At 59.7% G+C, this 23,875-nt stretch carries 18 protein-coding genes; 13 read left to right on the top strand and 5 right to left on the bottom strand.

Annotated features, from left to right (window positions below; all coding sequences use genetic code 11):
• The coding region (locus tag BGIM_RS55225) for a HEAT repeat domain-containing protein (protein WP_193789067.1) at positions 1-921 on the bottom strand (921 nt) is incomplete at its 3' end.
• 158 nt (positions 922-1,079) lie between these two features.
• Here BGIM_RS55225 and BGIM_RS0141340 point away from each other — a divergent pair.
• The 5 genes from BGIM_RS0141340 (at position 1,080) to BGIM_RS0141305 (ending at position 7,921) form a co-directional block, all read left to right on the top strand.
• Complete coding sequence (locus BGIM_RS0141340) at positions 1,080-1,526, top strand: hypothetical protein (protein WP_020475474.1); 447 nt, start codon at positions 1,080-1,082, stop codon at positions 1,524-1,526.
• Positions 1,527-2,064: 538 nt separating this feature from the next.
• Entirely contained in the window at positions 2,065-2,655 is a 591-nt protein-coding gene (locus BGIM_RS0141325; RefSeq protein WP_020475472.1) for an SIS domain-containing protein, read from the top strand.
• Between the two features lie 298 nt (positions 2,656-2,953).
• The gene (locus BGIM_RS0141320; RefSeq protein ID WP_020475471.1) at positions 2,954-6,559 is read left to right on the top strand and encodes a PVC-type heme-binding CxxCH protein; all 3,606 of its coding nucleotides are present in this window, start codon (positions 2,954-2,956) and stop codon (positions 6,557-6,559) included.
• Between the two features lie 74 nt (positions 6,560-6,633).
• On the top strand, positions 6,634-7,008 hold the full coding sequence (locus BGIM_RS0141315) for an HNH endonuclease (protein WP_020475470.1): 375 nt from the start codon (positions 6,634-6,636) through the stop codon (positions 7,006-7,008).
• A 178-nt stretch (positions 7,009-7,186) separates the two neighbouring features.
• Positions 7,187-7,921: a DUF4058 family protein gene (locus BGIM_RS0141305; protein ID WP_020475469.1), complete on the top strand. Its 735-nt coding sequence runs from the start codon at positions 7,187-7,189 to the stop codon at positions 7,919-7,921.
• A 79-nt stretch (positions 7,922-8,000) separates the two neighbouring features.
• Here BGIM_RS0141305 and glgP read toward each other — a convergent pair whose 3' ends face one another.
• Positions 8,001-10,556 (bottom strand): alpha-glucan family phosphorylase, encoded by a 2,556-nt coding sequence (gene glgP / locus BGIM_RS0141300; RefSeq protein ID WP_020475468.1) that lies wholly within the window; start codon positions 10,554-10,556, stop codon positions 8,001-8,003.
• A 231-nt stretch (positions 10,557-10,787) separates the two neighbouring features.
• Between glgP and BGIM_RS0141290 the strand changes: the two genes are divergently transcribed.
• The 4 genes from BGIM_RS0141290 to BGIM_RS0141275 all read left to right on the top strand — a co-directional run bounded on the left by BGIM_RS0141290 (position 10,788) and on the right by BGIM_RS0141275 (position 14,491).
• On the top strand, positions 10,788-11,753 hold the full coding sequence (locus BGIM_RS0141290) for an RpnC/YadD family protein (RefSeq protein ID WP_020475466.1): 966 nt from the start codon (positions 10,788-10,790) through the stop codon (positions 11,751-11,753).
• 83 nt (positions 11,754-11,836) lie between these two features.
• Positions 11,837-12,178: a hypothetical protein gene (locus BGIM_RS0141285; RefSeq protein WP_157369817.1), complete on the top strand. Its 342-nt coding sequence runs from the start codon at positions 11,837-11,839 to the stop codon at positions 12,176-12,178.
• Positions 12,175-13,443 carry a DNA cytosine methyltransferase gene (locus tag BGIM_RS55220; RefSeq protein ID WP_020475464.1) on the top strand — a complete coding sequence of 423 codons (1,269 nt, stop codon included), beginning with the start codon at positions 12,175-12,177 and terminating at the stop codon, positions 13,441-13,443. Before BGIM_RS0141285 ends, BGIM_RS55220 begins: the two co-directional genes overlap by 4 nt.
• Positions 13,424-14,491 (top strand): DNA cytosine methyltransferase, encoded by a 1,068-nt coding sequence (locus tag BGIM_RS0141275; protein ID WP_020475463.1) that lies wholly within the window; start codon positions 13,424-13,426, stop codon positions 14,489-14,491. The genes BGIM_RS55220 and BGIM_RS0141275 overlap by 20 nt, the downstream gene beginning before the upstream one ends.
• On the opposite strand, the gene BGIM_RS0141270 is transcribed toward BGIM_RS0141275, so the two are convergent.
• Positions 14,467-15,957 carry a glycosyltransferase family 39 protein gene (locus BGIM_RS0141270; RefSeq protein ID WP_020475462.1) on the bottom strand — a complete coding sequence of 497 codons (1,491 nt, stop codon included), beginning with the start codon at positions 15,955-15,957 and terminating at the stop codon, positions 14,467-14,469. The genes BGIM_RS0141275 and BGIM_RS0141270 overlap by 25 nt on opposite strands.
• Positions 15,958-16,497, bottom strand: a complete 540-nt coding sequence (locus tag BGIM_RS0141265) for a hypothetical protein (protein WP_020475461.1) — start codon at positions 16,495-16,497, stop codon at positions 15,958-15,960.
• A gap of 281 nt (positions 16,498-16,778) precedes the next feature.
• On the opposite strand from BGIM_RS0141265, the gene BGIM_RS0141260 reads away from it, so the two are divergent.
• From BGIM_RS0141260 to BGIM_RS55215, 4 genes are all read left to right on the top strand, one after another.
• A complete protein-coding gene (locus tag BGIM_RS0141260) occupies positions 16,779-17,084 on the top strand; it encodes a hypothetical protein (protein ID WP_020475460.1) in 306 nt (101 codons plus the stop codon).
• Between the two features lie 22 nt (positions 17,085-17,106).
• On the top strand, positions 17,107-18,489 hold the full coding sequence (locus tag BGIM_RS0141255; RefSeq protein WP_020475459.1) for a DUF1501 domain-containing protein: 1,383 nt from the start codon (positions 17,107-17,109) through the stop codon (positions 18,487-18,489).
• 139 nt (positions 18,490-18,628) lie between these two features.
• Entirely contained in the window at positions 18,629-20,935 is a 2,307-nt protein-coding gene (locus BGIM_RS0141250; protein WP_157369815.1) for a hypothetical protein, read from the top strand.
• Positions 20,936-20,975: 40 nt separating this feature from the next.
• Positions 20,976-23,435, top strand: coding sequence for a DUF1549 and DUF1553 domain-containing protein (locus tag BGIM_RS55215; RefSeq protein WP_020475457.1), 2,460 nt, complete (start codon positions 20,976-20,978; stop codon positions 23,433-23,435).
• A gap of 96 nt (positions 23,436-23,531) precedes the next feature.
• Here the strand turns inward: BGIM_RS55215 and BGIM_RS55210 are convergent, their stop codons facing one another.
• On the bottom strand, positions 23,532-23,873 hold the full coding sequence (locus BGIM_RS55210; RefSeq protein WP_238537508.1) for a hypothetical protein: 342 nt from the start codon (positions 23,871-23,873) through the stop codon (positions 23,532-23,534).
• Positions 23,874-23,875: the final 2 nt, after the last annotated feature.

Raw genomic sequence — 23,875 nt, 5'->3', positions numbered from 1 at the left:
GAGCAAGGCGGCCCGCCGGTCGGCGGCCACGCGGACGGCTCCGGCCCGCACCGCCGGGTCGTTGTCATTGGTCAGGCGTTCGAGCCAGACGGTCACGTCGAGTTCTTCTTCCTCGGCCAGTTCGATCAGCAGCTTTTGCCGCACGCTCGGTTCGGGGGACGTGTACAACCGGCCAAGATGAATATCCCGCTGGCTGCGTCCCCGGCTGCGAAGGCTCATCTCGCACAGTCGCCGGACTTCACCGTCCCGGTCGTGCAGCCAGTTCAACAGTTCGTCGTCCGTGATGATGGGTTCGCGGTCGCGGGCCGGCCCGAGGGCGAGGATGGCGGCCCGCCGCACATCGGCGGATGAATCGTTCATGAGCGGCAGGGCCAGTTCGACGGCGTCGAGCGTCGGCCGCATGCAGGCGGCGATGGCCAGAATCCGGACGTCCACCGATTCGCTGCGGATGGCCGTGTTAATCATTCCCTTGGCTTTTTCGATCACACCGTCTGTTTTTCCGGCGGTCAGGGCGGGGAGCAGGTCCAGCCCGGCGGCCCGGCCGGGGGTGCTGAATCGGGGTTCTGTTTCAAAGAAGCCGGCCGTCAGTTGTGTTCTCGCGGCATCGCCATCGGGAATCGATTTCCACAAGACGTCAAAGCCTTCACGCGCGGCCTGGCAGGTGGCTTGGTCGTCGCTTCTCAACAGGCTCACCAGCGTCGGTCCGGCTGTCGGCCCGCACCCGGCGAGTTTTTCGGCCCATTCGTTTTTATGTTCGGCCGAGGCCCGTTCCAGCCGCTCGGCACAATACCACACGTAAACCCGTTCCCGCTGCCAGACGCCGGCGGCCACGAGCAACAGCGCCAGCAACCCGGCCCGGCCAAGCCACTTGCCACGAGATCGGGGAGCGGGGACGGGCGTTGTCTGCGGAACGGTGTTCATGGTCGGCCTCCTGATGGGACGCCGGAAGATACGCGACAGCAGGCCGCCGGGGCAAGGTCACTTGGAAACCCGCCTCACTTCGCCTTGACCGGCCCGCCGGGGATGTTATCAACGGGGCGTATTGGCGAGGCACCATTTTCCGCTTTCGGAGATTAACGATGAAGCATTTGTTCATCATTTTGGGTTTGGCGGCGTTCATGACGGGCTGCGGCAAGACGGACGCCCCGAAGGCTGACGCCACCGGCGGCGTCTCCCAGTCGGCGGGCGCCCCTGCCGCCGATGATGCGAAGAATTGCATCAAGGAATTTCTGGCCCAGTGCGGCATGCAGGACGTGAATGTGACGCAACTGACCGAATCGACGGTGCCGAGCGGGGCGAAGACCGCCAGCGAAAGCTGGGGCTACACCTTCACGGCCGAATACAAGAACGTGTTTGGCGAAACGCAGAAGAGCGAAAACTGGGTGGCCGTGGTGGCCCGCGAAGACGGCAAGCCGATGGTCCGCAGTTGCTGGGACGATGGCAAAAACATGGTCGGCGGCCATCAAGGCCATGTCGATACGCCGAAAGCCGAGTTGCTGCTGCCGCCGGCCGGCACGCCGAACTGATTTGCCTGCTTTCAAATTCCCAAGCCGCATCGCCCGCTTTTTCACAACGCGGATAATGCGGCTTAAGTCGTTGGCAAATCTCAATTCGGGCCGAACACTTTTCATCGGCCGCATCAAAGAAATTGCGCCACGGGTGACAGAAAAATTGGATGGCGATATTCAATCACATTGCTCACCGCATTTTGGCATCGTACCCTTAATGAATGTCGCCGGGTTTCAAGGATGAATCCCACAAGAGCCGAAAGGCTTGCCTTTCCTCTCAGACGACGCGATGGATCGCTTTTTGATGAGTCCCCCGGCCGCTGGGAACAGTTCCCAATCGGTTTTCGAGCAGGGAGATCGACACGAATTGATCTTGCGTGGTCGGGGGCTCGCCTTTTTGAAGAAAGATGACAAGGTGACACGGTGATCAAACCCCATCAAGGTTTTGGTCACCGTGTCACCTTGTCTCCATGTCACCTTGTCACATCCAAGAATGTCATCTCATGTCCGAAACTGCCCCTCGTTCGTAGGATGCCAGCAACGGAGGAAATAGCGCATGCTTGGGCGACACATGGACCCGCTTTCTTTTATGAAGCGGATCGGCGAAGAGTTGGTGAAGGTGAATCCGGGCGAGATTCAAATGCTCTCGGACTGGATTTGGGAATGCTACGAAAAGGGCCGGTTTGTCTACGTGATCGGCAACGGCGGCAGCGGTTCGAATGCCTCGCACTTCTGCGAAGACATGGGCAAGGGCACGCTTGATCGCAAGTTCTTTGACGACGACTCCAAGAAGCGTCTGAAAATCCTCAGCCTCACGGACAACACCCCGTACATCCTCGCTTGGGGGAACGACGAGGGTTTCGACCGCGTCTTCCTTGAGCAACTCAAAAATATCGCCTCCCCCGGCGATCTGCTGGTGGCCATCAGCGGTTCCGGCAACAGCCCGAACATTCTGCGGGCGGTTGAATGGTGCAACAACCACGGCATGAAAACCTTCGGCTGCACCGGCTTTGAAGGCGGCAAACTCAAAACCGCCGCCCACGGCAACTTGCATGTTCCGCTGGACGACATGGGCATCGTGGAAACCGTGCACTTGGCCGCCTTTCATTGGGTGGTGGACGACACCTTCCGGCGAATTTCGATGTAAATCCGGCTGGGAAAGAGAAAACTCACCACACCAGCCAGAGAAGACCAACCACAAAGACGCAAAGATCACACAAAGTTTCACAGAGAAAACAGAACGAAAGCCAGGGAAAGACATCTAAGCAACAAAGGGAAAAATCGGTCGCCGATCATTCGGTGACTTTGTTTCTTTTTGGTTTGCTTCGCTTATCGTCTTTTGCTTTTGAGTTCGTTTTTTTCTTTGTGAAACTTTGTGTGATCTTTGCGTCTTTGTGGTTAGTCTTCTCTTCGTTTATCGGGCCACCTCATCGTAAGAGTTTTCAATGCGTCTCTCCCTGATTGCTCTGTTCGGCTTCGTTTCCCTTCTCTCTGCGGCCGAACCGGATTGGAAGCAACCGCAATCTCCGGCGAAACCGGCCCCGACCGGGTTGAAATACATCGACCAAGGGACCAATGATCCCCGGCTCAAGGGTTATCAAACGCCGGAGGGATTCAAGCTGGAGATCGTCGCGGACGAGCCGACGATCATCAATCCCGTGGGGATGACCTTCGGCCCGGACGGCACGCTGTTCGTGCTGGAATGGACCCCGGAGTCCGGCCCCTCCAAAGAATTCTCCGAGACGGTCACCTACAAGGACGGAACCAAGCGAGAGTCCGCGACGATGAAAAAGGCGTCCAAGGACTTTGTGAAGAAACTCTCGTATGACCCGGTCACCGGCAAATTCAACTCGGCCAAGGTAATTCTGGAAGACGAACTTCCCTCCAGCATCCTGATTCACGACGGCTGGCTATACACCACCGGCCGGGGGACGGTGCGCCGGTGGAAACTGGCCGACATCATCGACGGCACGAACAAGAACGCCGCCCCGCAGGTGATCGCCAAGGGGTTTTGCGGCTTCCACCATCATCAGGTTTCCGGCCTGACCATCGGCATCGACGGCCTTCTCTACATCACCAGCGGCGATGACGACAACATCGTGGAAGGCTCGGATGGGTCGCGAGCCACAGTCTTGCGAACCGGGGCGGTCTTCCGCTGCCGACCGGATGGCTCCAAGATGGAGGTCTTCTCCCTCGGGTATCGAAACCCTTACCGGGATCTCGCGTTCGACCGGAAGTTCAATGCGTTCCATGTGGACAACGACAACGAAGACGGCAGCAAATTCACCGGCTGCCGGTTGATGCACGTTGCCGAGGAAAGCGACTTTGGCTGGCGGCTGCGCGAAGGCGCGCGGTGCTGTCAGCCGGATCCGGTGCGCGGATCCGTCGCCGGAGAATTGCCGGGCAAGCTGCCGCCGATGCTCAAGACCGGCCGGGGGGCGCCGGCCGGGTTGCTCATTTACAACGACATGGGTTTGCCGGAATATTTTCGCGGCTTGCTTCTCTATCCCGATGTCTTCCGCAAGAACGTGCGGGCGTATCGGGTGGCCCCCGTGGAAAGCACCTTCGAGGTGACTCAGGAGTTTGAGTTTCTCAAGAGCGATGATCCCCTGTTCCGGCCCTGCCAGATGGTGACCGGGCCGGACGGGGCGATTTATGTGTGCGACTGGCGAACCGATTCCGGCGGGGCCGGACGTTTGAGCGGCGACGGCCGGCATGGCCGTATCTATCGGCTCACTTGGGCCGGCGGCGTGTTACCGGATACCGGGGAGGACATCCCCGCCATTGCCCGTCGCGGCATGGATTCATGGGCGAAGATCGTGGCCGCCCCGGATGCGGAGTTGTTGAAATCGCTGGCCGCCGAGTCGATGACGGATCGCCAGATCGCCCGGATGGAATTGGTCCGTCGCGGCGAGAAAAACCGGGCGGGCGTGTTGGAAGCCTTCAACGACGGCAACCTTGGATTTGATGCCCGCTCCGCCGCGTTGGGCGTGCTGGAAAGCATGTGGAACGCGGATGTGCGGAAGGCCGTTCTTGAAGTGTTCGACGAGACGGACGGCGATTTGAAGCGTCTGGCTATTGAGGCTCTTGCCCGTCATGCCCAAGCGACGGACACGGATTTGGCGCATGTCCTTATCAAAATGCTTGGAGATCATGACCGCTCTCTTCGTCGCGCGGCGGCGTTGGCCCTCGGCAAATTGAACCCGCCGAACATCGCCGAAGACCTCGTCATCAGTCTGCGAACCGACAAGGGAATCGATCCCTTTCTGACGGATGGCTACCTGCGGGCGATCGAACGTCTCGGCAAGCCCGGCATCACCGCGCTGCTTGATTTGGCCCGTTCCGGCAATCAAGGCTATCGTGAGCGTTGCGTTACGGCGATGCAGGCGTGCCGTTCGCCGGAGGCATTTGCCGCCTTGCCGGAATTGTTGCTCGATCCGCACCTCTCGGCCGATCAACGGGCCGAACTGATCGCCTCGGCAACCAATTACCAATTCAACCCGCCGGTGAAGACCGATGCCTTGTTGGCGGCCATCGGCAAAATCGCCCAACCCTCGGCCGGGGAACTGTCGGCCATCGTCACCACGTTGGCCGAGATGAACAGCCTGTCCGGCGAGACCAGTCTAACGCTTACACAAGCCGCGTTGGAGAGCGACAAGCCCGAAACCCGGCTCGCAGCCATCGCGGCCATCGAGAAATCCCGCTCCGGCGAACTAGCCCCGGTGTTGCTCAGGGCGCTCGACGACAAATCCCGCGATGTCTCCGAGCGCATCGCCATTCTGAAAGCCTTGCGCAACCTCAACAAGCCCGGTTTGGGTGATGCGGTGAAGGCATTGTTCAAGTCCAACCCCCCAGCCCTGTTGCGGGCCGAGGCGATGCGAACACTTGCGGCCATCGACCCCGCCGCCGTGGCTCCGTTGGCCACGGAATCACTAGAGTCGGCTGATGCCAAACTACAAGCCGAGGCCGTGCAACTGCTGGGGGCCACCCCGGAGGGGGCGAAACTAATCGGCCAACGCTTCTTGGACAAAAAGCTCCCACGTGAATTGTTGCCGCAGGTTTCCGACGCCTTGCGAAAGCACTCCGCGAAAGACCCGGCCATCGGCAAGTTGCTGACCGATGTGATGCGGGGCGGCCTGCTCGTCTCCCTCGAACCGGCCCAGGTGGAAAAGGTTCGGCAACTGGTGCTGACGCGAGGCGACGCCGGCCGGGGCCGGGCGCTTTATCTGAATTCGCAATCGCTGGCGTGCGTGACCTGCCACAAACTGGAGGGCGTCGGCGGCCAAGTTGGCCCGGATCTTACCCGGTTATGGGACACGGCCAGCATCGAAAAGATCATCGAGTCGATGGTCGACCCGAGCAAGGAAATCAAGGAGGGTTACCAGAGTTACCGCCTCGTGACCACAAAGGGCCGCACGCACACCGGCCTGAAGATCACCGAAACCAAAGACGAAGTCACCCTGCGGGAGGCGACCGGCGCCGAGGTTCGCGTGCCCCGCGCGGAAGTGGAGGAACTGGCGCCCTCAAAGACCTCCCTGATGCCGGACAACGTGGTGAGCCAGTTGTCGTTCGATCAATTTGTGGACTTGGTGGCCTTCCTCAAAAACCGGCAAACCCAAGAATCGCTTCGAGGTATCGTCACCGAATATGCGGTTCGCGGCCCCATCCCGCCGGGAGCGGCCTCGGCGGACATCTTGAAGATGGAACCGCGAAAATTGTCAGCCCAACCCAACGGCGTCCTGAACCTACGAACCGCCTTCCCCAAGGGAGAAGTGAAAGCACTGGTCGAAGTGCATGTGCGCTCGCCGAAGGAGCAAAACGCCCAACTGATTTACGGAACGGACGGAACCGCTCGCGTCAGCCTGAACGGCCGACTGGTCGGCGAACTAGAAACCCCTCGCCCCTTCAACCGAGAGAACGACCGCCTCCCGGTGATGCTGCAAGAAGGCTGGAACACCATCTGGCTGGAAGTGGCCGCCCCCAAAGACGACTTCCGAGTGGCCTTGCGGATTCAGGGGAGTGATTTGAAGATCGCAGCGATGAAGGAATGAGGATTGCTTCTTGGTGAACCAAAATCATTCTGCTCGTGTCGTTCCGCAAATATGTTGGAAGACAACGTAAGCCAATGAGCGGAAAGAAACAGGTTCGGTCGGCGTTCCGGGCCGCCGTCTTCACACGGGATCGCTTCCGTTGTGTGATGTGCGGGAAACCGGGCAAGGATCGTCAGGGCGGTGATGCCCACCGGAAGTATCACGCGGGCATTCCCGTAGAAACGCTTGTGCCCCTCGACGCCCATCACATCACCAACCGCAATGAATTACCCAATGGCGGTTACGTTGCGGAAAACGGCATTTCCCTTTGTGATGACGGCTGCCATCTTTTGGCCGAGGTTTTTCACCAAACCGGGATATCACATCCCGGATTCTCGCCGGACGAATTGTACTCGAAAATCGGCTCATCTGTTGAGGAAGCCCGCCGAGCCGACTCGGTGGATGGTTAAAGAAATTCTCCAATCACTCCTGCGTCGCGAGGCTTGGTTCAAACGAACTGGGCAGGCTCTTGTTCTTCTGCAGCACCCGCACGGTGAATTCGTATTGGCCGAGAGATCGGCCGTCGTTATGTGGTGATCGGTGGATCATGCCTTGTTTGGTAGAATGACCCAACCCGGAGGTGTTCTCATGCCAATGCACGACTGGACGCGGGTTGAGGCCGGAATTTACCATGCGTTCCATCACGAATGGATATCTGAAATCCATCGCGCCGTTCTGAAGAGGCTTCCCCCGGATTATTACTCAATGCCGGAACAACAGGCGGCCGGGTTTGGCCCTGATGTGTTGACGTTGAAAAGTGACGACGACGATTTGCCGTCTGGCGAGGGAGTCGTCACCATGTCACGGCCGAAAACAAAGTTGTTTCAGGAGACGCCGACCGAGTTCTACCTCCGAAAAAAGAAGGCGGTGGTGATTCGGCATGTCAGCGGCGACCGGATCGTGGCCATGATCGAACTGGTTTCGCCGGGAAACAAGAATTCGGCTCATGGCCTTCGGGCCTTCGTGAGAAAAGCCCGTGAGTTATTGCAACAAAAGATCCATCTGTTGATCGTCGATCCGTTCCCCGTGAGCAACCGAGATCCACATGGGCTGCATGCCGCGATTTTCGAGGAAATTCAGGACGATCCGCTGGAACTTCCCCCGGAATCGCCGCTGAGCACGTTTGCCTACGAATGCGATGACCGGGTGCGGACGTATCTGGAACCGCTGGCGGTCGGCGATGTGCTGCCCGACATGCCGGTGTTTTTGTATCCCGGCATGTATGTTGAAGTGCCCTTGGAGGCGACTTACATGGCCGCTTGGGAAGCCGTGCCCCGACGCTGGCAAAAAGTGATCGCCCCCGCTGCCGAAGGCGCCGTCTGATCGATTTGATGATCCGCGAAAACGAACAAGCCCGGCCATCAAGGCCGGGCTTGTTCGTTGATGAAGCTCCGAGTGGAAATCAACCCCACGTCACCAAGCCCGGTTCAAACGAACTGGGCAGGCTCTTGTTCTTCGGCAGCACACGCACGGTGAAGCCGTATTGGCCGCTGGCCTGGCATTTCACCGCCACGCCGAACATGTTTGTCAGGCCCGCCGTGGGCGAGGTTTCCATGATGGCCAGTTTCGGGTGCATGATGTCGCCGCTGTTGTCCAGCACGCCGTGGTAGAGTTGCACCTCCACGTCGGCCGGAGTCAGGGAGCCGAGTTGCACACGGGCCTTCACGTTCAGGACATCGCCGACGTGCATGCTGTCCGGACGCGGGGCCGTCACTTCTTCGACCTTCACGCTCTTCCAGCCATCGTTGAGGCGCCGGCGCCATGTGGCCAGTTCCTTCGCCCCGGCGTAGTCCCCGGCGCTCATGCTCGCGTAGCGTTCCTGCGAGGGCATGTAGCAAATCTGCGTGTAATCGCTCACCATGCGGTTCGTGTTGAAGGCCGACACGTTTGTGCTGATCGAGCGCTTCATCCGCTTGATCCACGCGCGGGGCAGGCCGTCCGCGCCGCGGGTGTAGAACTCGGGGACGATCTCCCGCTCGATCAACTCGTACAGGGCGTTTGATTCCAGTTCGTCCTGATAGTTCGTGTCCGCCAGTTCTTCGCCGGAACCGATCTTCCAGCCGTTGTCCGAGCGGTAGCCTTCATCCCACCAGCCATCAAGGATGCTCAGGTTGATGCCGCCGTTAACGCACACTTTCATCCCGCTGGTCCCGGAGGCTTCCAACGGTCGGCGCGGGTTGTTCAGCCACACGTCCACGCCCTGCACCAGATAGCGGGCCACGTTCATGTCGTAATCTTCCAAGAATACGACTTTGCGACGCAGTTCGTTCCGCTTGGCGTATTGGGCCACTTGGGCGATGAGTTCCTTGCCCCCTTGGTCCTTCGGGTGGGCCTTCCCCGCGAACAGCAGTTGAACGGGGCGGTCTTTGTGGTTCAGGACTGCCAGCAGCCGGTCGATCTTGCGGAAGATCAATGCCCCGCGCTTGTAGGTGGCGAACCGGCGGGCGAAGCCGATGGTCAGGGCCTGCGGATCGAGGATTTCCTCGGCCGCCTGCACTTCAGAGCGTGGGGCGCCGAGCCGTTCGAGCGTTCGGGCCTGCCGCACGCGGGTGACGGCCACCAGCCGTTCCCGGCAGCGTTCGTGGGTCCGCCAGAGTTCGGCATCGGGGATGTTGTCGGCCTTCGCCCAGACCTCGAATGCGGTCGGCTTTTCCTGCCACGCGGAGCCGAGATAGCGATCAAACAAGACCGCGATTTCCGGGGCCACCCACGTGAGGGTATGCACGCCGTTGGTGATCGAAGTGATCGGCACTTCCTGTTCGGGAAGCTCCGGGTACAGGGCCTTCCACATTTTGCGGGACACCACGCCGTGCAGTTTGCTCACGCCGTTGCTCACGTTGGCCGTGTGCAGGGCCAGCACAGTCATGGAGAATTTTTCGCCGTCGTTCTGCGGATTTTCCCGGCCGAGGGCCATGAACCCGTAGCGGTCGAGTTTCAGGCTCTTGAGATACTCGCTGAAATACTGATCCATCATGTGCGGCGGGAAGGCATCGTTTCCGGCGGGCACGGGGGTGTGCGTGGTGAACACGGTCCCGGCTTTCACGGCCTCGATGGCCGTGGCGAAATCGAAGTTCTTTTCTTCGATCAGCACACGGGCGCGTTCGAGGGCGGCGAAGGCCGAGTGGCCTTCGTTCATGTGGCAGACGGTTGGGATGATGCCCATCGCCCGCAGGGCGCGCAGGCCGCCGATGCCCAGCACGATTTCCTGCTGGATGCGGGTGTTCTCGTCCCCGCCGTACAACTGGGCGGTGATGTTTCGGTCTTGGGCGCTGTTCTGCGGAATGTTGGTGTCAAGCAGGTAGAGCGGCACACGACCGACATCGATCCGCCACACGCGGGCAAACAATTCCCGGCCGGGCAGCGACACGGAGATTGTCAGCGGCGAGCCGTCATCTTTCTTCACACCAATCAACGGCAGGCTGAAGAAATCATTCTCCGGGTAGCGTTCCTGCTGCCAGCCGTCCGCGTTCAGGTATTGCCGGAAGTACCCCTCGCGGTACATCAGGCAGACGCCGGTCAGGGGAAGCCCGAGGTCGCTGGCGGACTTCAAATGGTCGCCGGCCAGCACTCCGAGGCCGCCGGAATACACCGGCACCGATTCGTTGATGCCAAACTCGGCGGAGAAGTAAGCGATCTTGGCCGGGGATTTCGGATACTTCTCGCCGAACCACGTCGGGGCCTTCATATAGGTGGTGAAGGCCTGATACACGCGGTCGAGGTGGGCGAGAAAGCCCTCATCCGTCACCAACTCGTCGAATCGTTCTTGCGGGGCGGTGTTCAACAACCGGATCGGGCTGTGGTCGAGCGATTCAAACCGCTCGGGGTCGATCCGCCGGAACAGCGCCCAGGCATCCGCGTGCCAGCACCACCAGAGGTTGTACGCCAGTTCTTGCAGAGCCTTGAGTCGCTCGGGAAGACGGGGCAACACCGTGAACGTGCGGACAGGCCTAGTCGGCATGTTGGTTCTCGAAAAACAGGGAAATGGTCGCCGACCGACGGCAACCCGTGATGAGCGAGTGGGGAAAATCCGGTCGGCGGGAGAGAAGCCGATAGACGGAAGTTCTCATGCGTCCGGCTGTTGTACGGCCGGACGCGGAAAACGGCCACCCGAAGCGGCGACCGCCTTGTTGACATTTGCGATTGATCCGTTCAAGATTGAACAGCCATCAACATTGCCCCGTGTCTTCACATGGATCATGACCAGCATTTCAAGGCGCTCATCCGCGAGTTCTTCGCGTCGTTTCTCCAATTGTTTTTCGCGGACTGGCTCGATCTGATCGATCTGACCGATTTGGAGTGGCTGGAGCAAGAAGTCTTCCCCGACCCGCCGGAAGGCAGTCGGCATCTCCTTGACATGGTGGTCCGCGCTCGCTCGCTCGAACCGATTCCCCCGTGGCATGACCGGGCCGGTTCCGCCTTCCTGATGGCGATTTTGATTGAGATCGAATCCCCGGACAACACAACATCCATCTGGGAGCGGATGCCCCGCTATGTCCGTCATTTGCGGGACAAGCTGCAAATGCCAGTCCTCCCCATCGCCCTGTTTCTGAAGGTCGGCCTCGACGGTGTTGGCACACTGGTCCACGAGGAACGGATTCGCAATTTGCTGGTGGAGCGTTCCGAGTTCCTTTATGTGGGCCTGCCACACTTCGATGCGGTACAATATGTGGAGGGGGAAAACTGGCTTGGAGTGGCCCTGTCAGCCCTCATGCGAATCCCCCGCGACCGGGCCGTCTGGCTGGGCGCCGAGGCCCTGCGGAGGTTGTCGCTGGCCCCGTTGACGGACCAGCAGAAATTTCTGCTTGGAAATTGCGTCGAGAAATATCTTCCGCTGACAGACGACGAACAACGTCAACTTGCGGGGATGATGCCAACCGAAACCACATTGGGGATCAAACCAGTGAACGTCACATCATATGACCGGGGTTTGAAAGAAGGCGAACAACTGGGGTTTCAGAAGGGTGAACAATTGGGTCTTCAAAAGGGGGTACTCAAAGGCAAGTTGGAAAATGCTCTCGAATTTCGCTTCGGCGATGCCGGTCTGGCTTTGATGGAGCGGCTACGGGGCATCGAAGATATTGTTGTCCTTGAAAGTATGTTGGCCCGATTGCGGGCCGCGAAGACCTTGGAAGAGTTTGAACGCGAGATCCGGTGAGGACATGTTTTTCTGATTTCTAATTGCAAACGATTCCAGATTCAGGAAAAGACCAACAGTGGCCATTCATCGGATTGATGCAAATGGATATTGTTTCAAAAATCGACCCTGCAAACGCAACATCTGATGCTTGCGGTTCGATGCAAGCGTTCCAGTGGCCAACTTCCAAATTGAGATTTCTTGCGAGCCTCACACCGAATGATCTGGAGTTCATTCAAGGTTATCTGGAAGGCCGTCGAGAAGGTGAGCAATTGGGTTATCTCAAAGGCAAGCTGGAACATTTTCTCGAACGCCGTTTTGGTGAAGCCGGGTTGGCTGTCATGGAGCGGTTTCGGGAGATCAAGGATATCGCTTTTCTCGAACGAATGGTGGCGCAAGTGCGAACGGCGAGTTTGGAAGAGTTTGAACGGGCGATTGGGGAATGAAACATCTTCCGATGACTCGGGCTACGTATCCCGTTACGGTGAAGCACGCCCAGTCTGTTCTTCAGAAAATGCGTCCCGGATCTTCCGGGAGGCCGCGGCAAACGACGATCCAAGTTCTTGACTTCTTTTGCGGTTGCGGCGGAATGTCGGCCGGGTTTGCGGCGGCCGGGGTGTTTCGCGTGCTTGGCGGCGTCGATATCAACGCCGATGCCCTCGCCACTTTTGACCGGAACATCAACGGGCGCGGGATGATTCGGGATATTCGGGAGTTGGAGGCTGATCCGGCGAAACTTGATGAGTTGCTGGCTGATGTGGGATACGATCCCTCAAAACCGCTGGTCTTGATTGGTTGCGCCCCGTGTCAGGGGTTTTCTTCGCACCGGAAAAAGCATTGGGGGGTTGAGGATCGGCGGAACAGTCTGGTGGCGGTGTTTTGCCAGATTGCCGCCCGGCTTAATCCGGTGGCGGTGGTGATGGAGAATGTGCCGGAAATGTTGTCGTTGAAGTATTGGGATGATTTCACGGCCGGACGGCAAACGCTTGAGCAAGCCGGGTATGTCGTCCGGCAGCAAATTTACAACCTCGCGGCCTTCGGGGTTCCGCAGCAGCGGTTTCGCTCCCTCGTGCTGGCGATGCGGCGGGATTTTTCGCTGCCGCGACCGCTTTTGGAACCGGATGATTATCGCACCGTGCGGGATGCCATCGGGGAACTGCCATCGGTGATGGCCGGGGAAACCGATCCGGCTGATCCGATGCACCGTTCCGCGACCCACCGGGCCAGCACTCTTGAAACCATCCGGGCGGTGCCGAAGAACGGCGGCAGCCGGCCGGCCGGGGTCGGCCCCGCGTGCCTCGATCAAGTACGCGGATTTTACGATGTCTATGGCCGGTTGTCGTGGGATCAGCCGTCCATCACCATCACGCATTATGCCCGCAACCCGGCCAGCGGGCGTTATGTCCACCCGGAGCAGGATCGTGGGCTGACCATTCGGGAGGCGGCGATTTTGCAGGGATTCCCTCGCGGATTTGAGTTTCACGGCACGTTCGACGCCGTGTTCAAGCAAATCGGCGAGGCCGTGCCGCCGATGTTCTCGGCGGCCGTCGCCGCCCATCTGGCGATTGAGTTGTCATCGCCGCCGCGAAGCGAGGCCGAGCGGTTGGCCGACGAGATTCCCTCGATTGAATCGCCGGTCAGTTCGTCGTTTTCCAGCGTGATCGCGGGCCTGAAGAACGGGGGGCGGGCGCGTGGCGTTTACCTGCGTTGACGGCTTCTGCGGGGCGGGCGGTCTTTCCCTCGGGTTGTCGGCCGCCGGATTCGAGATGGTTTTCGGCTTCGACACGGACCGCCGCTGCATCGAGACGCACGCTCTCAACCCGACCCGTTTCGGTTATCGCGCCGCTTGCGTCGGCATCGCGGAGGTGCTGCAAGATCCGGCCGAACACATCCCAAGTCGAAACGGCGAACGCATTTTCATGCTAGCCGGCGGTCCGCCTTGTCAGGGGTTTTCGATTCAGCGAATCGGGGCGGACACAGATGCCCGCAATCATCTGGTGATGCAATATGCCGAGTTGATTCGTGCGTTGAATCCTTGTTACTTCCTGATGGAAAACGTCCCTGGCCTTGGCGGCCATCGCGGACGGGACACCTTGGACGCCGCTTTGTTTCTGGCGGAATCGCTCGGGTATTGGGTTCATGTTCAGGAACTGGACGCAAGGGATTTCGGAGTGCCGCAACGCCGGAAGCGGGTGTTCGTCATCGGCGAAAGCCGTGACATGGGACCGGCGGGCTTCGAGTTCCCGGCGCCGTTGAACACCCGGCGCACCGTGCGGGAGGCGATTGGCCACCTGCCCGAAACACCGGATGATGGTGCCGATCACCCGGACTGGCCGCATCATCGCCGGGACCGGCTGAGCGATTTGAACAAAGCCCGCCTGGCCGCCGTCAAGCCGGGGCAGGGGCGGGAGCATCTGCCGCCGGAATTGCTGGCCGTTTGTCATCGCCGGGACGCCGCCCAGATCGGCCATCGTTACGTTTATGGCCGGATGGCTTGGGATGAGCCAGCCCCGACGATCACGGCGAGATTCGACAGTTTCACGCGGGGAAAGTTTGGCCACCCGGACCAATTGCGAACCATCTCCCTGCGGGAAGGGGCGCTCTTGCAAACCTTCCCCGAGGATTTCCGGTTCGCCGGAACAAAGGTGGAAATCGCCCGCCAGATCGGCAACGCCGTCCCGCCCGTGCTGGCCGAAGCGTTGGGCCGCCAGTTACTGGCGTGCCATGCCCGCCGTCAGTCGCGGGAAGGCCGTTCGTAAGTCAGCGCCAGGATTCCGAAAAATGGTTGCTCGTCGGTTTTGCGATAACCCGCGGCAGTCAGGCTGGTTTCAAACTCGGCGATGGTGGCGAATGACCGCATCGGACCGTCGGGCGGGGTGACGAGCCAGATGCGATGACCGGCGGCCGCGGCGATCACGCCATCAATGGACAACCGCGAACTCACAAGGCCATCCGGCGATCCGTTGTAAATGTTGTACGGTTCGGGCATCGGCATCCAGACCGTGTCCTCTGGTTGCCGATGTTTGCGGAGGTAATCGCAGGCCCCGCGAAAATCGGTCATGGTTCCCCCGCCGTTTTTGACGAGCAACACCGTGCGGGAAACATCGGAGACAGGAAGAAAGAGAAACACCGCGAACAATATCTGTCGCCATCGACCACCGATCCGGTCAAGCGTTTCGCCCAAGGCCGCGCCGACCGACAGCCACATGATCGGAGCGGCGAACATGACAAGCCTTCCCTGCATTGGGTAAGCCTTCATGAGATTCGCCGCCAACATCAGCAACACCGCCCCGGTCAGGGCCAGCGCGGCGGCGGGCGAGCGCCGCCGGAGAACCAGCCATCCAAGCGGGGCGAGGACCAAAAAGGGAATCCCCATGCCGGTCGTATGATAGTCGCCCGCCTGCCGGACAAGGCTGAGCAACGACCGCATGGCGTCCCATCCAGACCGACAGTCGATAAAGCCAAAAGCCCAATAATCCGTCAGTGTTGCTGTCCGCTGGAAACGGATCACCGTGAGATACAACACAATTCCCGAGGCCAGTCCCATCAGCACGTAAGACAAAAAGCCGATGATGGTTCGCCGATCCCGGTGCCGCACGCAAACCCACGCCCATGCGAGGCCGACACCTCCCAGCGAAAACACCGAGGGATACGACAGCCACGGGGCCAGCACGGCCAAAAGCAACAGCCCCGCCTCGGCGTATCGTGGGTGATCCGGCCCCGGCGGCTTCAACCGGGAAAGCCCGGCCAGCAGGACCAGTTCGGTCATCAGCAAGTCGAGCGAATAGGGTTTCACATCGTTCGAGAGAGTGATCCCGTGAAACGAGAGGGCCGCGAACCATACCGGCCACAATCGTCCGGAAGACGGCAGTGCCGTTCGCCCGAGAGGAACGGCGACGAAGAGAGCGAGCAATCCGGCCAGCATGGGGGGGAACCGCATGGCAAGCTCGGACATCCCGAACAAATCATACATGAGGCGAAGCGACCACATGAACAACGGCGGGGCCGCCTGCTGGTTGAGCGTCGGGCCGAGGAGTTCGACGTAACTCTTCTCCCGGATGTTCAACAGCAGGTAAGCTTCGTCGTACCAGAACGAGGGCCGGGAGAAATAAGCCGCCAAATGGCCGGCCGTTCCGAGAATCAAAACCCCGATGGTGAGCCATGAGACGAACCGGTCCGGGATCTGAAACCGGTCGGGAACGGTCGGCGCGGGGGAATGATCCATTTATTTCACTTGATACTTGAATTCGATTTGAAGTTTTCCGTCTTTTTCGCTTTCGACGGGGATGATTTCAACGGGCGAGCCGGATTCCAACTTCCCTTGGCCGGTGTAATAAAGCCCCGCCGGGATGAGTGTCAGAGAAACCAGTTTTTGTTTTGTATTGGACTCCACGAAATTCCGCACCTCGGATTCGGCTTTGTCCTTTGGCGGCCGACAGACCACCCAGATCTCTTTCTCGGTGGAACTGATCGACTTGGTCTGGACGATGAAATCAAAGACTTCCCCGTCGGTGGTCGTCACGGTCCCGCCATAATCGTACTTTGGGTGGCTTTGAAACTTGATCTCTTTCACCGGCTTTTGCACGATGCCCTTCACCAACTCCTCGACTTTGCTTTTGAGGTTGCCCGTGTTCAAGAGATATTGGCCGCCGAAAACTCCTCCGGCGATGAGGATGCCCACAAGGGCGCCGATGAGGCCGCTGGTTTTCTTTTCCTTTTTCACCTCGCCGGAACCAACGGGAAGACGTTCGTTATCGTCGAACATGTCCGATCTCCTGATGAACGGGACCGACCGCGTTGCGGGGAAAATCATCCAACGACGCTTCGCGGGATGGTGTTTAGCATAATCACATATTATTCTTTTTTGTATGTTTTTTATGAATTTTGCTATTTAAAGAATTTTCTTGCATTCTCCCTGTTTACCGGATATTCTCGCACATGTGAGTTTGACACCCGCCTTTGTTTGCGACAAAACCCGCCCCGCCCCCGCCTGATTTACGCCTCGATCATCCCCGCCTGTTTGGTTCTCCCATTGGAGACTCTCTCGTGGAACAGAAGTTTGAAGTTGTCCCCAAGGCGGAACTCCGTCTGGAGGGTCGCAAGGTTGTCCGCACGCCTGTCGCCAACGATTGGGGCCTTCGGCTGCAATGGGTGGTCACGCGCGATGGCAAGGTGATCGCCATGCCGAACGCCCGCCTGGGGGATACCCTCGAACACCCGGACAAGACCCCCGGCAAGTACGAGGTGGTTCTTCAAATGTGGAAGTACGTCAACTACAAGAAGAACGCCGACGGCGAATTCACCGACAGCAAGTTCATCGACATTTCCAACAAGGTCGCGTACACCATCTGACCCCCGCCGGGCGAGGTTTTCCATGCTGAACATCGGCAACGAAAAGGTTTCCGTGTGTCCCGGTCACGGCGTGACGCGGCGCAGTTTCCTTCAGGCGGGGACGGCCGGCATGGCCGGGATGCTCCTGCCAAACCTGATGCGGTTGCAGGCCGCCGGAAGCATCGACGACAGCAAGGCGAAAATTCGCAATTGCATCACTATCTTCCTCGTCGGCTCTCCCGGCCAGCATGACACATGGGACATGAAACCGGACGCCCCGGCCGAGGTGCGCGGCAAGTTCAAGCCGATCCAGACCAACGTGACCGGCATCCAGATTTGCGAGCATTTCCCGCTGATGGCCCGGATGATGGACAAGGTGGCGTTGATTCGCAGCCTGCATCACAAAACCGGGGCCACCCACGAAAACGGCCAGCGCTGGATGATGACCGGCCACGACTTCAACGCGGACAGCGTGAAGCCGCACGTCGGCAGTATTGTTTCCCGAGTCTTCGGGCAAAAGGGGGAACTCCCCGCGAATGTCGTGCTGCCGCAGGCCATCGGCAACACCGGGGCCGGACCGTTGCACGGGCAGACGGCCGGGTATCTCGGCAGCGCCCATGAGCCGTTCTTCCTGAACGCCGACCCGGCCGCCCCAAACTTCAAGGTGGGCGACTTGGAAGTTCCCAAGGGACAAACACAAGAACGCCTCGACGCCCGCAAGAAACTCCTTGAGCAAATCGACGACATCCAACGCGGTACCGAGTCTCGCGGCACCCAGATGCACGATAGCGCCTACGAACGGGCCTTCCGCTTGCTAACCTCCACGCGGGCGAAAGCGGCCTTCGATCTCAGCCAGGAGAAGGACACGCTGCGGGATCGCTACGGCCGCAACACCTTTGGTCAAAGCTGCCTGCTGGCCCGCCGGTTGATCGAAAGCGGCGTCCGCTATGCGACGGTGAACCACTTCGACACCGTGTTCAACCTCTCCTGTTGGGACATGCACGCGGACGGCGGCGGTCTTAACAACACGTACAGCGATTACGAACGCCATCTCTGCCCGCAGTTCGACAATGCCTTCACCGCTCTGATTGAAGACCTGAGCCAGCGAGGCATGTTGGAAGACACGGTGGTCGCCGTCCTGAGCGAGTTCGGCCGCACGCCGCGATTGAATCCGAAGAACGGCCGGGACCACTACCCGAATGCGTGGACCAACTTCCTTGTCGGCGGGAACATCAAAGGGGGTCAGGTCATCGGTTCGACCGACAAGATCGGCTCCCGCCCGAACGACACTCCGGTGCAACCGCCGGAAGTGATCGCCTCCATCTATCACGCGATGGGCATCAACCTCGACACCGTGATGATGCCCGGCCCCGGCGAACGGCCGATCCGGTTGGTCGAGGCGGAACCGATCAAGCAATTGTTTTGAGAAAAGAAAAACGATTTCACCGCAGAGGGCACAGAGGGCACAGAGAAGACAAAGGCAGAGAATTTTAGTTTTGTCTTCTCTGTGCCCTCTGTGCCCTCTGCGGTGAAATCGTTTTTGCCTTTGAAATTGGACAAGCCGAATGCGTTCTCTCCCCCTGATTGTCGCGTTATGCCTGATGGCCTCCCTTGAGGCGGCCGAGCCGACGATTCGCAACTTGAACGTGCGCGGGCTGCAAATCGGCGGCAAGACCAAGCTCATCATTGATGGCGACGATCTCGGCAAATCGCCGAGCTTGTTGCTCCCCTTCCCGGTGAAACAAACGCTCGTCAAAGGAAACACGGACAAGCAGGCGTTCTTTGAAGTCGAGGCAACCGGGGACGTTCAACCCGGCTATTACCCGCTGGCCGTCGTCACGGATCAGGGGATCAGCCCCCCGGTGGTGGTGGCGGCGGATCGGTTGGCGCAGCAAACGCTGTCCCCGGCCGTCGAACAATTGCCGGTGGCGTTGCACGGCACGCTCGCGGGGGCGACGGTCACCGAAGTGACCTTCCCCGGCAAAGCGGGGCAAAAGGTGATCGTTGAAGTTGAAGCTCAACGCCTCGGCGGCAAACTGCGGCCCATTCTGCATCTATACAACGCCAAACGATTGCAACTCGTGTGGGCCTGGCCGAGCGCCACCCTCGCGGGTGACACCCGGTTGGAGGCCACCCTCCCGGCCGATGGCCCATATATCGTTACCCTGCACGATGTTGAATACGCCGGGCCGGCGCCGGGGCATTTTCGATTGAAAATCGGCCAATGGTCGTTCGTCGATCAGGTCTTCCCGCCGGTCATCGCCAAAGGTCAGATGCAGCCTGTTGAATTGGTAGACACATCCAAACATGTTGATGCGTTGGCCAAAGGCGGGGGCCGGTTCATCCCGCTTGACTGGCCGAAGGACGGCGTGTGGAGCGGGCCGCGACCGTTTGTGACGGTGAGCGCGCATGCGGAAGTCGTCGAACAACCGGCTTCCAAAACGGGGCAGGATTTGCCGGCGGGCTTGGTTGGCGTCAGCGGCCGGTTGTTGACGGATTTTGAGGAGGATCGTTATCGAATTCCCGTCACGCCCCTGAGCAAGATCCGGTTGGAAGTCTTCGCCGACCGCCTTGGCTCCCCCGTGGATGCCGCATTGGTGATTCGCGATGCGATTGGCAAAGAACTGGCTCGCGCGGAGGACAGTCCCGGCACCGTTGATCCGGTGTTGGAATACACCGTGCCGGACAAGGTGACCAGTCTGATCGTCGGCGTCGTCGATTCACGGGGCCGGGGAGATACGCGGGGGATTTACCGCCTCGTGATCGATCCGCAACCGGCTTTGCGCAAAGGCAATCTTCAACTGCTGACATCGGTTAGCCATTTAACCCTTCCTGTCGGCGGGCGCGGCGTGATCCCGGTCATCGTTGACCGCAGGGGGGACAACGGCAAATTCGATCTGTCAGCGGTCGGATTGCCGAACGGCATCAAAGTGGAAAATGCCGACATCCCCGAAGGAGCGGATGGCACGCTGCTCACTCTGCAACGAACCACCCCGGAAGGAGCGGCCACGTTCACGAAGTTTCTCGGCACACGGGCCGATGGTATCCAGGAGCCGGTGATCGTTCGCTCTCATCCGTTGGAAAAAATCCAACCGTGGCTGGCCGGGGAATTCCCGGTGGCGTTTTCATCGGCGAAGGCGGCCGGCTTTCAAATCGACTGGAACAACCTTCCTCCGGATGCCGGGATCGTTCCCGCCGGGAAACTCAATCTGCCGGTGAAGCTGACCCGCACGGATGTGAAATCCCCCGTGCGGCTGACGCTGGTGACGAGTCAATTTGTTCCGCTGGTGAACAACCAACCCGATCCGGCTCAATCTATCCGGGCCGAGAAGCCGGTGGAACTGGCCGCGAATCAAAACGACGGGGTGATGACCATCCTCAATCCCCCGGTGTTGAATTCGCCGGTGTATGACGTGACCGTGCAGGCCGATTTGCTGGCCGCCGACAAGCGGACGGTGCTGGCGACGGCGTTCGCCCCCGTTCGCCGAATGGCGATGCGATTGCCGATCATCATTGCCGTTGATGGTTCGCCCAAACTGGAGGCAACGCTGGATGCCAAGACCGGGGCCACCGTGAAAATCGCCGGCAAGATCGAACGCAAGGAAGGAGCCGTCGGAGATGTGATTGTCACGCTGATTGGCTTCTCGCCTGGCGCCACGGCCGCCCCGGTGACGGTGAAAGCGGCCGACACGGCCTTTGCGTTGAATGTGGTTCTGCCGCCAAACATCGCGCCGGGAGAGTTCAAAGAGTTGAAACTCTCGGCCAGCATCACGCCCGATCCCAAGCAAGCGAATGTGCGGGTGAAAAGCCGCGATGTTGATTTGACGCTGACGGTGAAACCGGCGCCCCCACCCCCACCGGCAAAGAAGTAAGCGACCTGATTGAACGCCCGTTTCCGATGGAGCAAGCGACATGGCCCGACGCGAGTATGTTTCCCTGCTGGCCTTCCTGCTGTCGAGTGTCGCCGCCAGTCCGGTCGTCGCCGTCGAGCCGCTTATTCCGGTGTCCGTCGAGGTGTTTCCGAAGACGGTTGAACTTCGCCAATACCGGCAACCGTATGCGATTCGGGTAATGGGCAAATCGGCCGATGGGTATGGCATCGACCTGGCCGCGAAGGCAAAGCTCACGGTCGGCGATCCGAAAATCGCCAGCGTTGATGATCGCGGCTGGGTGCATCCGCTGGCAAACGGACAAACGCAAGTCTCCGTGTTGATCGATGGGAAAACACTGGCCGTTCCGGTGAATGTGCAGATTTCGGCACAAGAACCCCCGATGAGCTTCCGGCACGAAGTCATGCCGGTGTTGTCGAAATCCGGCTGCAATGCCGGGGCCTGCCACGGGTATTCGCTCGGCAAGAACGGCTTCAAACTCTCGTTGCGCGGGGCCGACCCGGACCCGGATTTTCACGCGATGACCAAGGAGATTTCCGGGCGGCGAATCAACCGGATCGCCCCGGATGCCAGCCTGCTGCTCACCAAGGCGCTTGGCGAAGTCAATCACGACGGCGGCGCCCGCTTCTCCCGTGGCAGCCTGTCGCATGAGATCATGAAACGCTGGATCGAACAAAACGCCCCCGGCGATCTCGCGGACACTTCCGAAGTGGTGGCCGTGCGGATGACGCCGGACAAACTGGTCCTCCGGCCCGGCGACAAACACCGCATCACGCTCACGGCCGAGTACAACGACGGCCGCAAACGCGACGTGACCCGGTTGGGGATCTTCACCGCCAACAACGACATGTTCGCCAAGGTGGACGAGGAGGGACTCGTCACCGCTGCTGACGCGGGCGAGACCGTCATCGTCGGTCGTTTCGAGCGGACCTTTGCCGCCACCGGTGTGATCGTGCTGAAACCGGAGGCGAACTTCAAACCGTCGCCCGTGCCGACGGAAAACCTCATTGATCGATTTGTTGTCGAAAAGCTGAATCGCCTGAAGATTCTGCCATCGGTCCCGGCGACGGACGAGGAATATCTTCGCCGCGTCTTTCTCGACCTGATCGGTCTGCAACCAAAACCGGACGAAATCCGGGCTTTCCTCGCCGACACGGACCCGAACAAACGCCGCAAGATTGCGGACGCCCTGTTTGAACGCCCGGAGTTTGTCGATCACTGGTCGCTGAAGTGGGGCGACTTGTTGCAAAACTCCCGCAACAGCGCCAGTTCACAATCCGTTTATTTGTTCCGGGAATTCATTCGCGGGGCGGTCGCCCAGAACATGCCGCTGGATGAGTTCACGCGAAAAATCCTGACGGCCAAGGGGAGCAGCCAGGACGATCCGGCAAGCGTCTATTTCGCGGTCAGCAAAGATGCGAATGACACCGTCGAACGGGTGACGCAGGTTTTCTGCGGCGTCCGGATGTTATGCGCCCGCTGCCATGCCCACCCGATGGAGAACTGGACACAGGCCGACTATTTCGGCATCTCCAGTTTCTTCAACCAAGTTGGCGTGAAGGCCGACGGCCGCCTCCCGAATGTGGCCAATTCCAAGGTGGTCCAGCTAAACCTCGCCGCCGGGGCCGCGACGAATCCGCGAACCAACAAACCGCAATTGCCCCGCTTCCTCGGCGGAGAGGAACTCCAACTGAAATCCGGCATCGACCGTCGGGACGATTATGCCAAATGGCTGACCTCGCCGAAGAATCCGTTCTTCGCGCGGGGCTTGGTCAACCGCGTCTGGAGCTACTTCTATCATCGCGGCATCATCGATCCGGTGGATGACATCCGCAGCACCAATCCCCCCATCAACCCGGAATTGTTGGAAGCCTTGACAAATGATTTCATCGAGAGCAAATTTAACGTCCGGCATTTGATGACACGAATTGTCACCTCGCAGACTTATCAGCGAAGCAGCATGGCCAACGCCTCCAACAAACACGACGAGCAGAACTTCTCACACACGATTCCCCGCCGCGTTCCGGCCGAGGCCATCCTCGATTCGCTGGTGCAAGCCACCGGCGTGGCCGAGAATTTCGGCGGCGCCCCGGCTGGTTTCCGGGCCGCTCAATTGCCGGATGGTGGAGTCGAAAATGCGTTCTTGCGCCTGTTCGGCAAACCCCAGCGCATGGACGCCTGCGAATGTGAACGCGACAACGGCTCCAACATGCTTCAGGCGTTGCATTTCATCAACGGCCCGAGCATTTTGGGCCGAGTGCAAAACCCGTCGGCCCTGCCGGCGATGTTGATGCAAAAGAAGCTGAGCGATTCGGAATTAGTGCGGGAAATTTACCTTTGGAGTCTGGCGAGAAACCCAAAGGAAGCCGAGGTCAAATTGAGTTTGGAGTTCATCAAATCCCGCGGCGACAAGAAGGCCGAGGCGATTCAAGATTTGATGTGGGCGTTGCTGAACTCGAAGGATTTTCTGCTGACGAACTGATCCTGTCTGGCTTGTGGGAGTTGTTCGCCCGTCGGCAACGTGTTGGACTGGCGGGAGTCGCGGTACCCTCGCTGGCGCGTTTTGAAGTTGCGCTTTTTATCCGGCGGTGCGAAACTCGGCCGGGATGGCCTGCCGGAGTTTTCGTCGCAAACGCCGGATTCCGCCGGGTGTTTGCATGGCGCGGGCCAGGTATTCCAAGTCGGCCTGTTCGCTGTGGCGGCGGACCGCCAGGCAGAGGCCGTGGGTTCGCTGGTGTCGCCAGCGCTCTTTCTGCTTCGTCGTCAGGCCGGACTTGGCCAGTTGCCTCGCCCGATGCCACTCCAGCCACAGGAACGTCACCAGGACCAGCTCCAGCCATCCCTCCGTCGCCTCGAACCGGCGCAGGCGGCATTGGGCGAAGCCCAATGTGCTTTTCAACTCCTTGAAGAACAGTTCGATCT

This window comes from Zavarzinella formosa DSM 19928, from assembly GCF_000255705.1.
Taxonomy (GTDB): domain Bacteria; phylum Planctomycetota; class Planctomycetia; order Gemmatales; family Gemmataceae; genus Zavarzinella; species Zavarzinella formosa.
The sequence above is the reverse complement of the archived record's forward strand: the minus strand, read 5'-3'. Positions and strand labels throughout refer to the sequence as shown.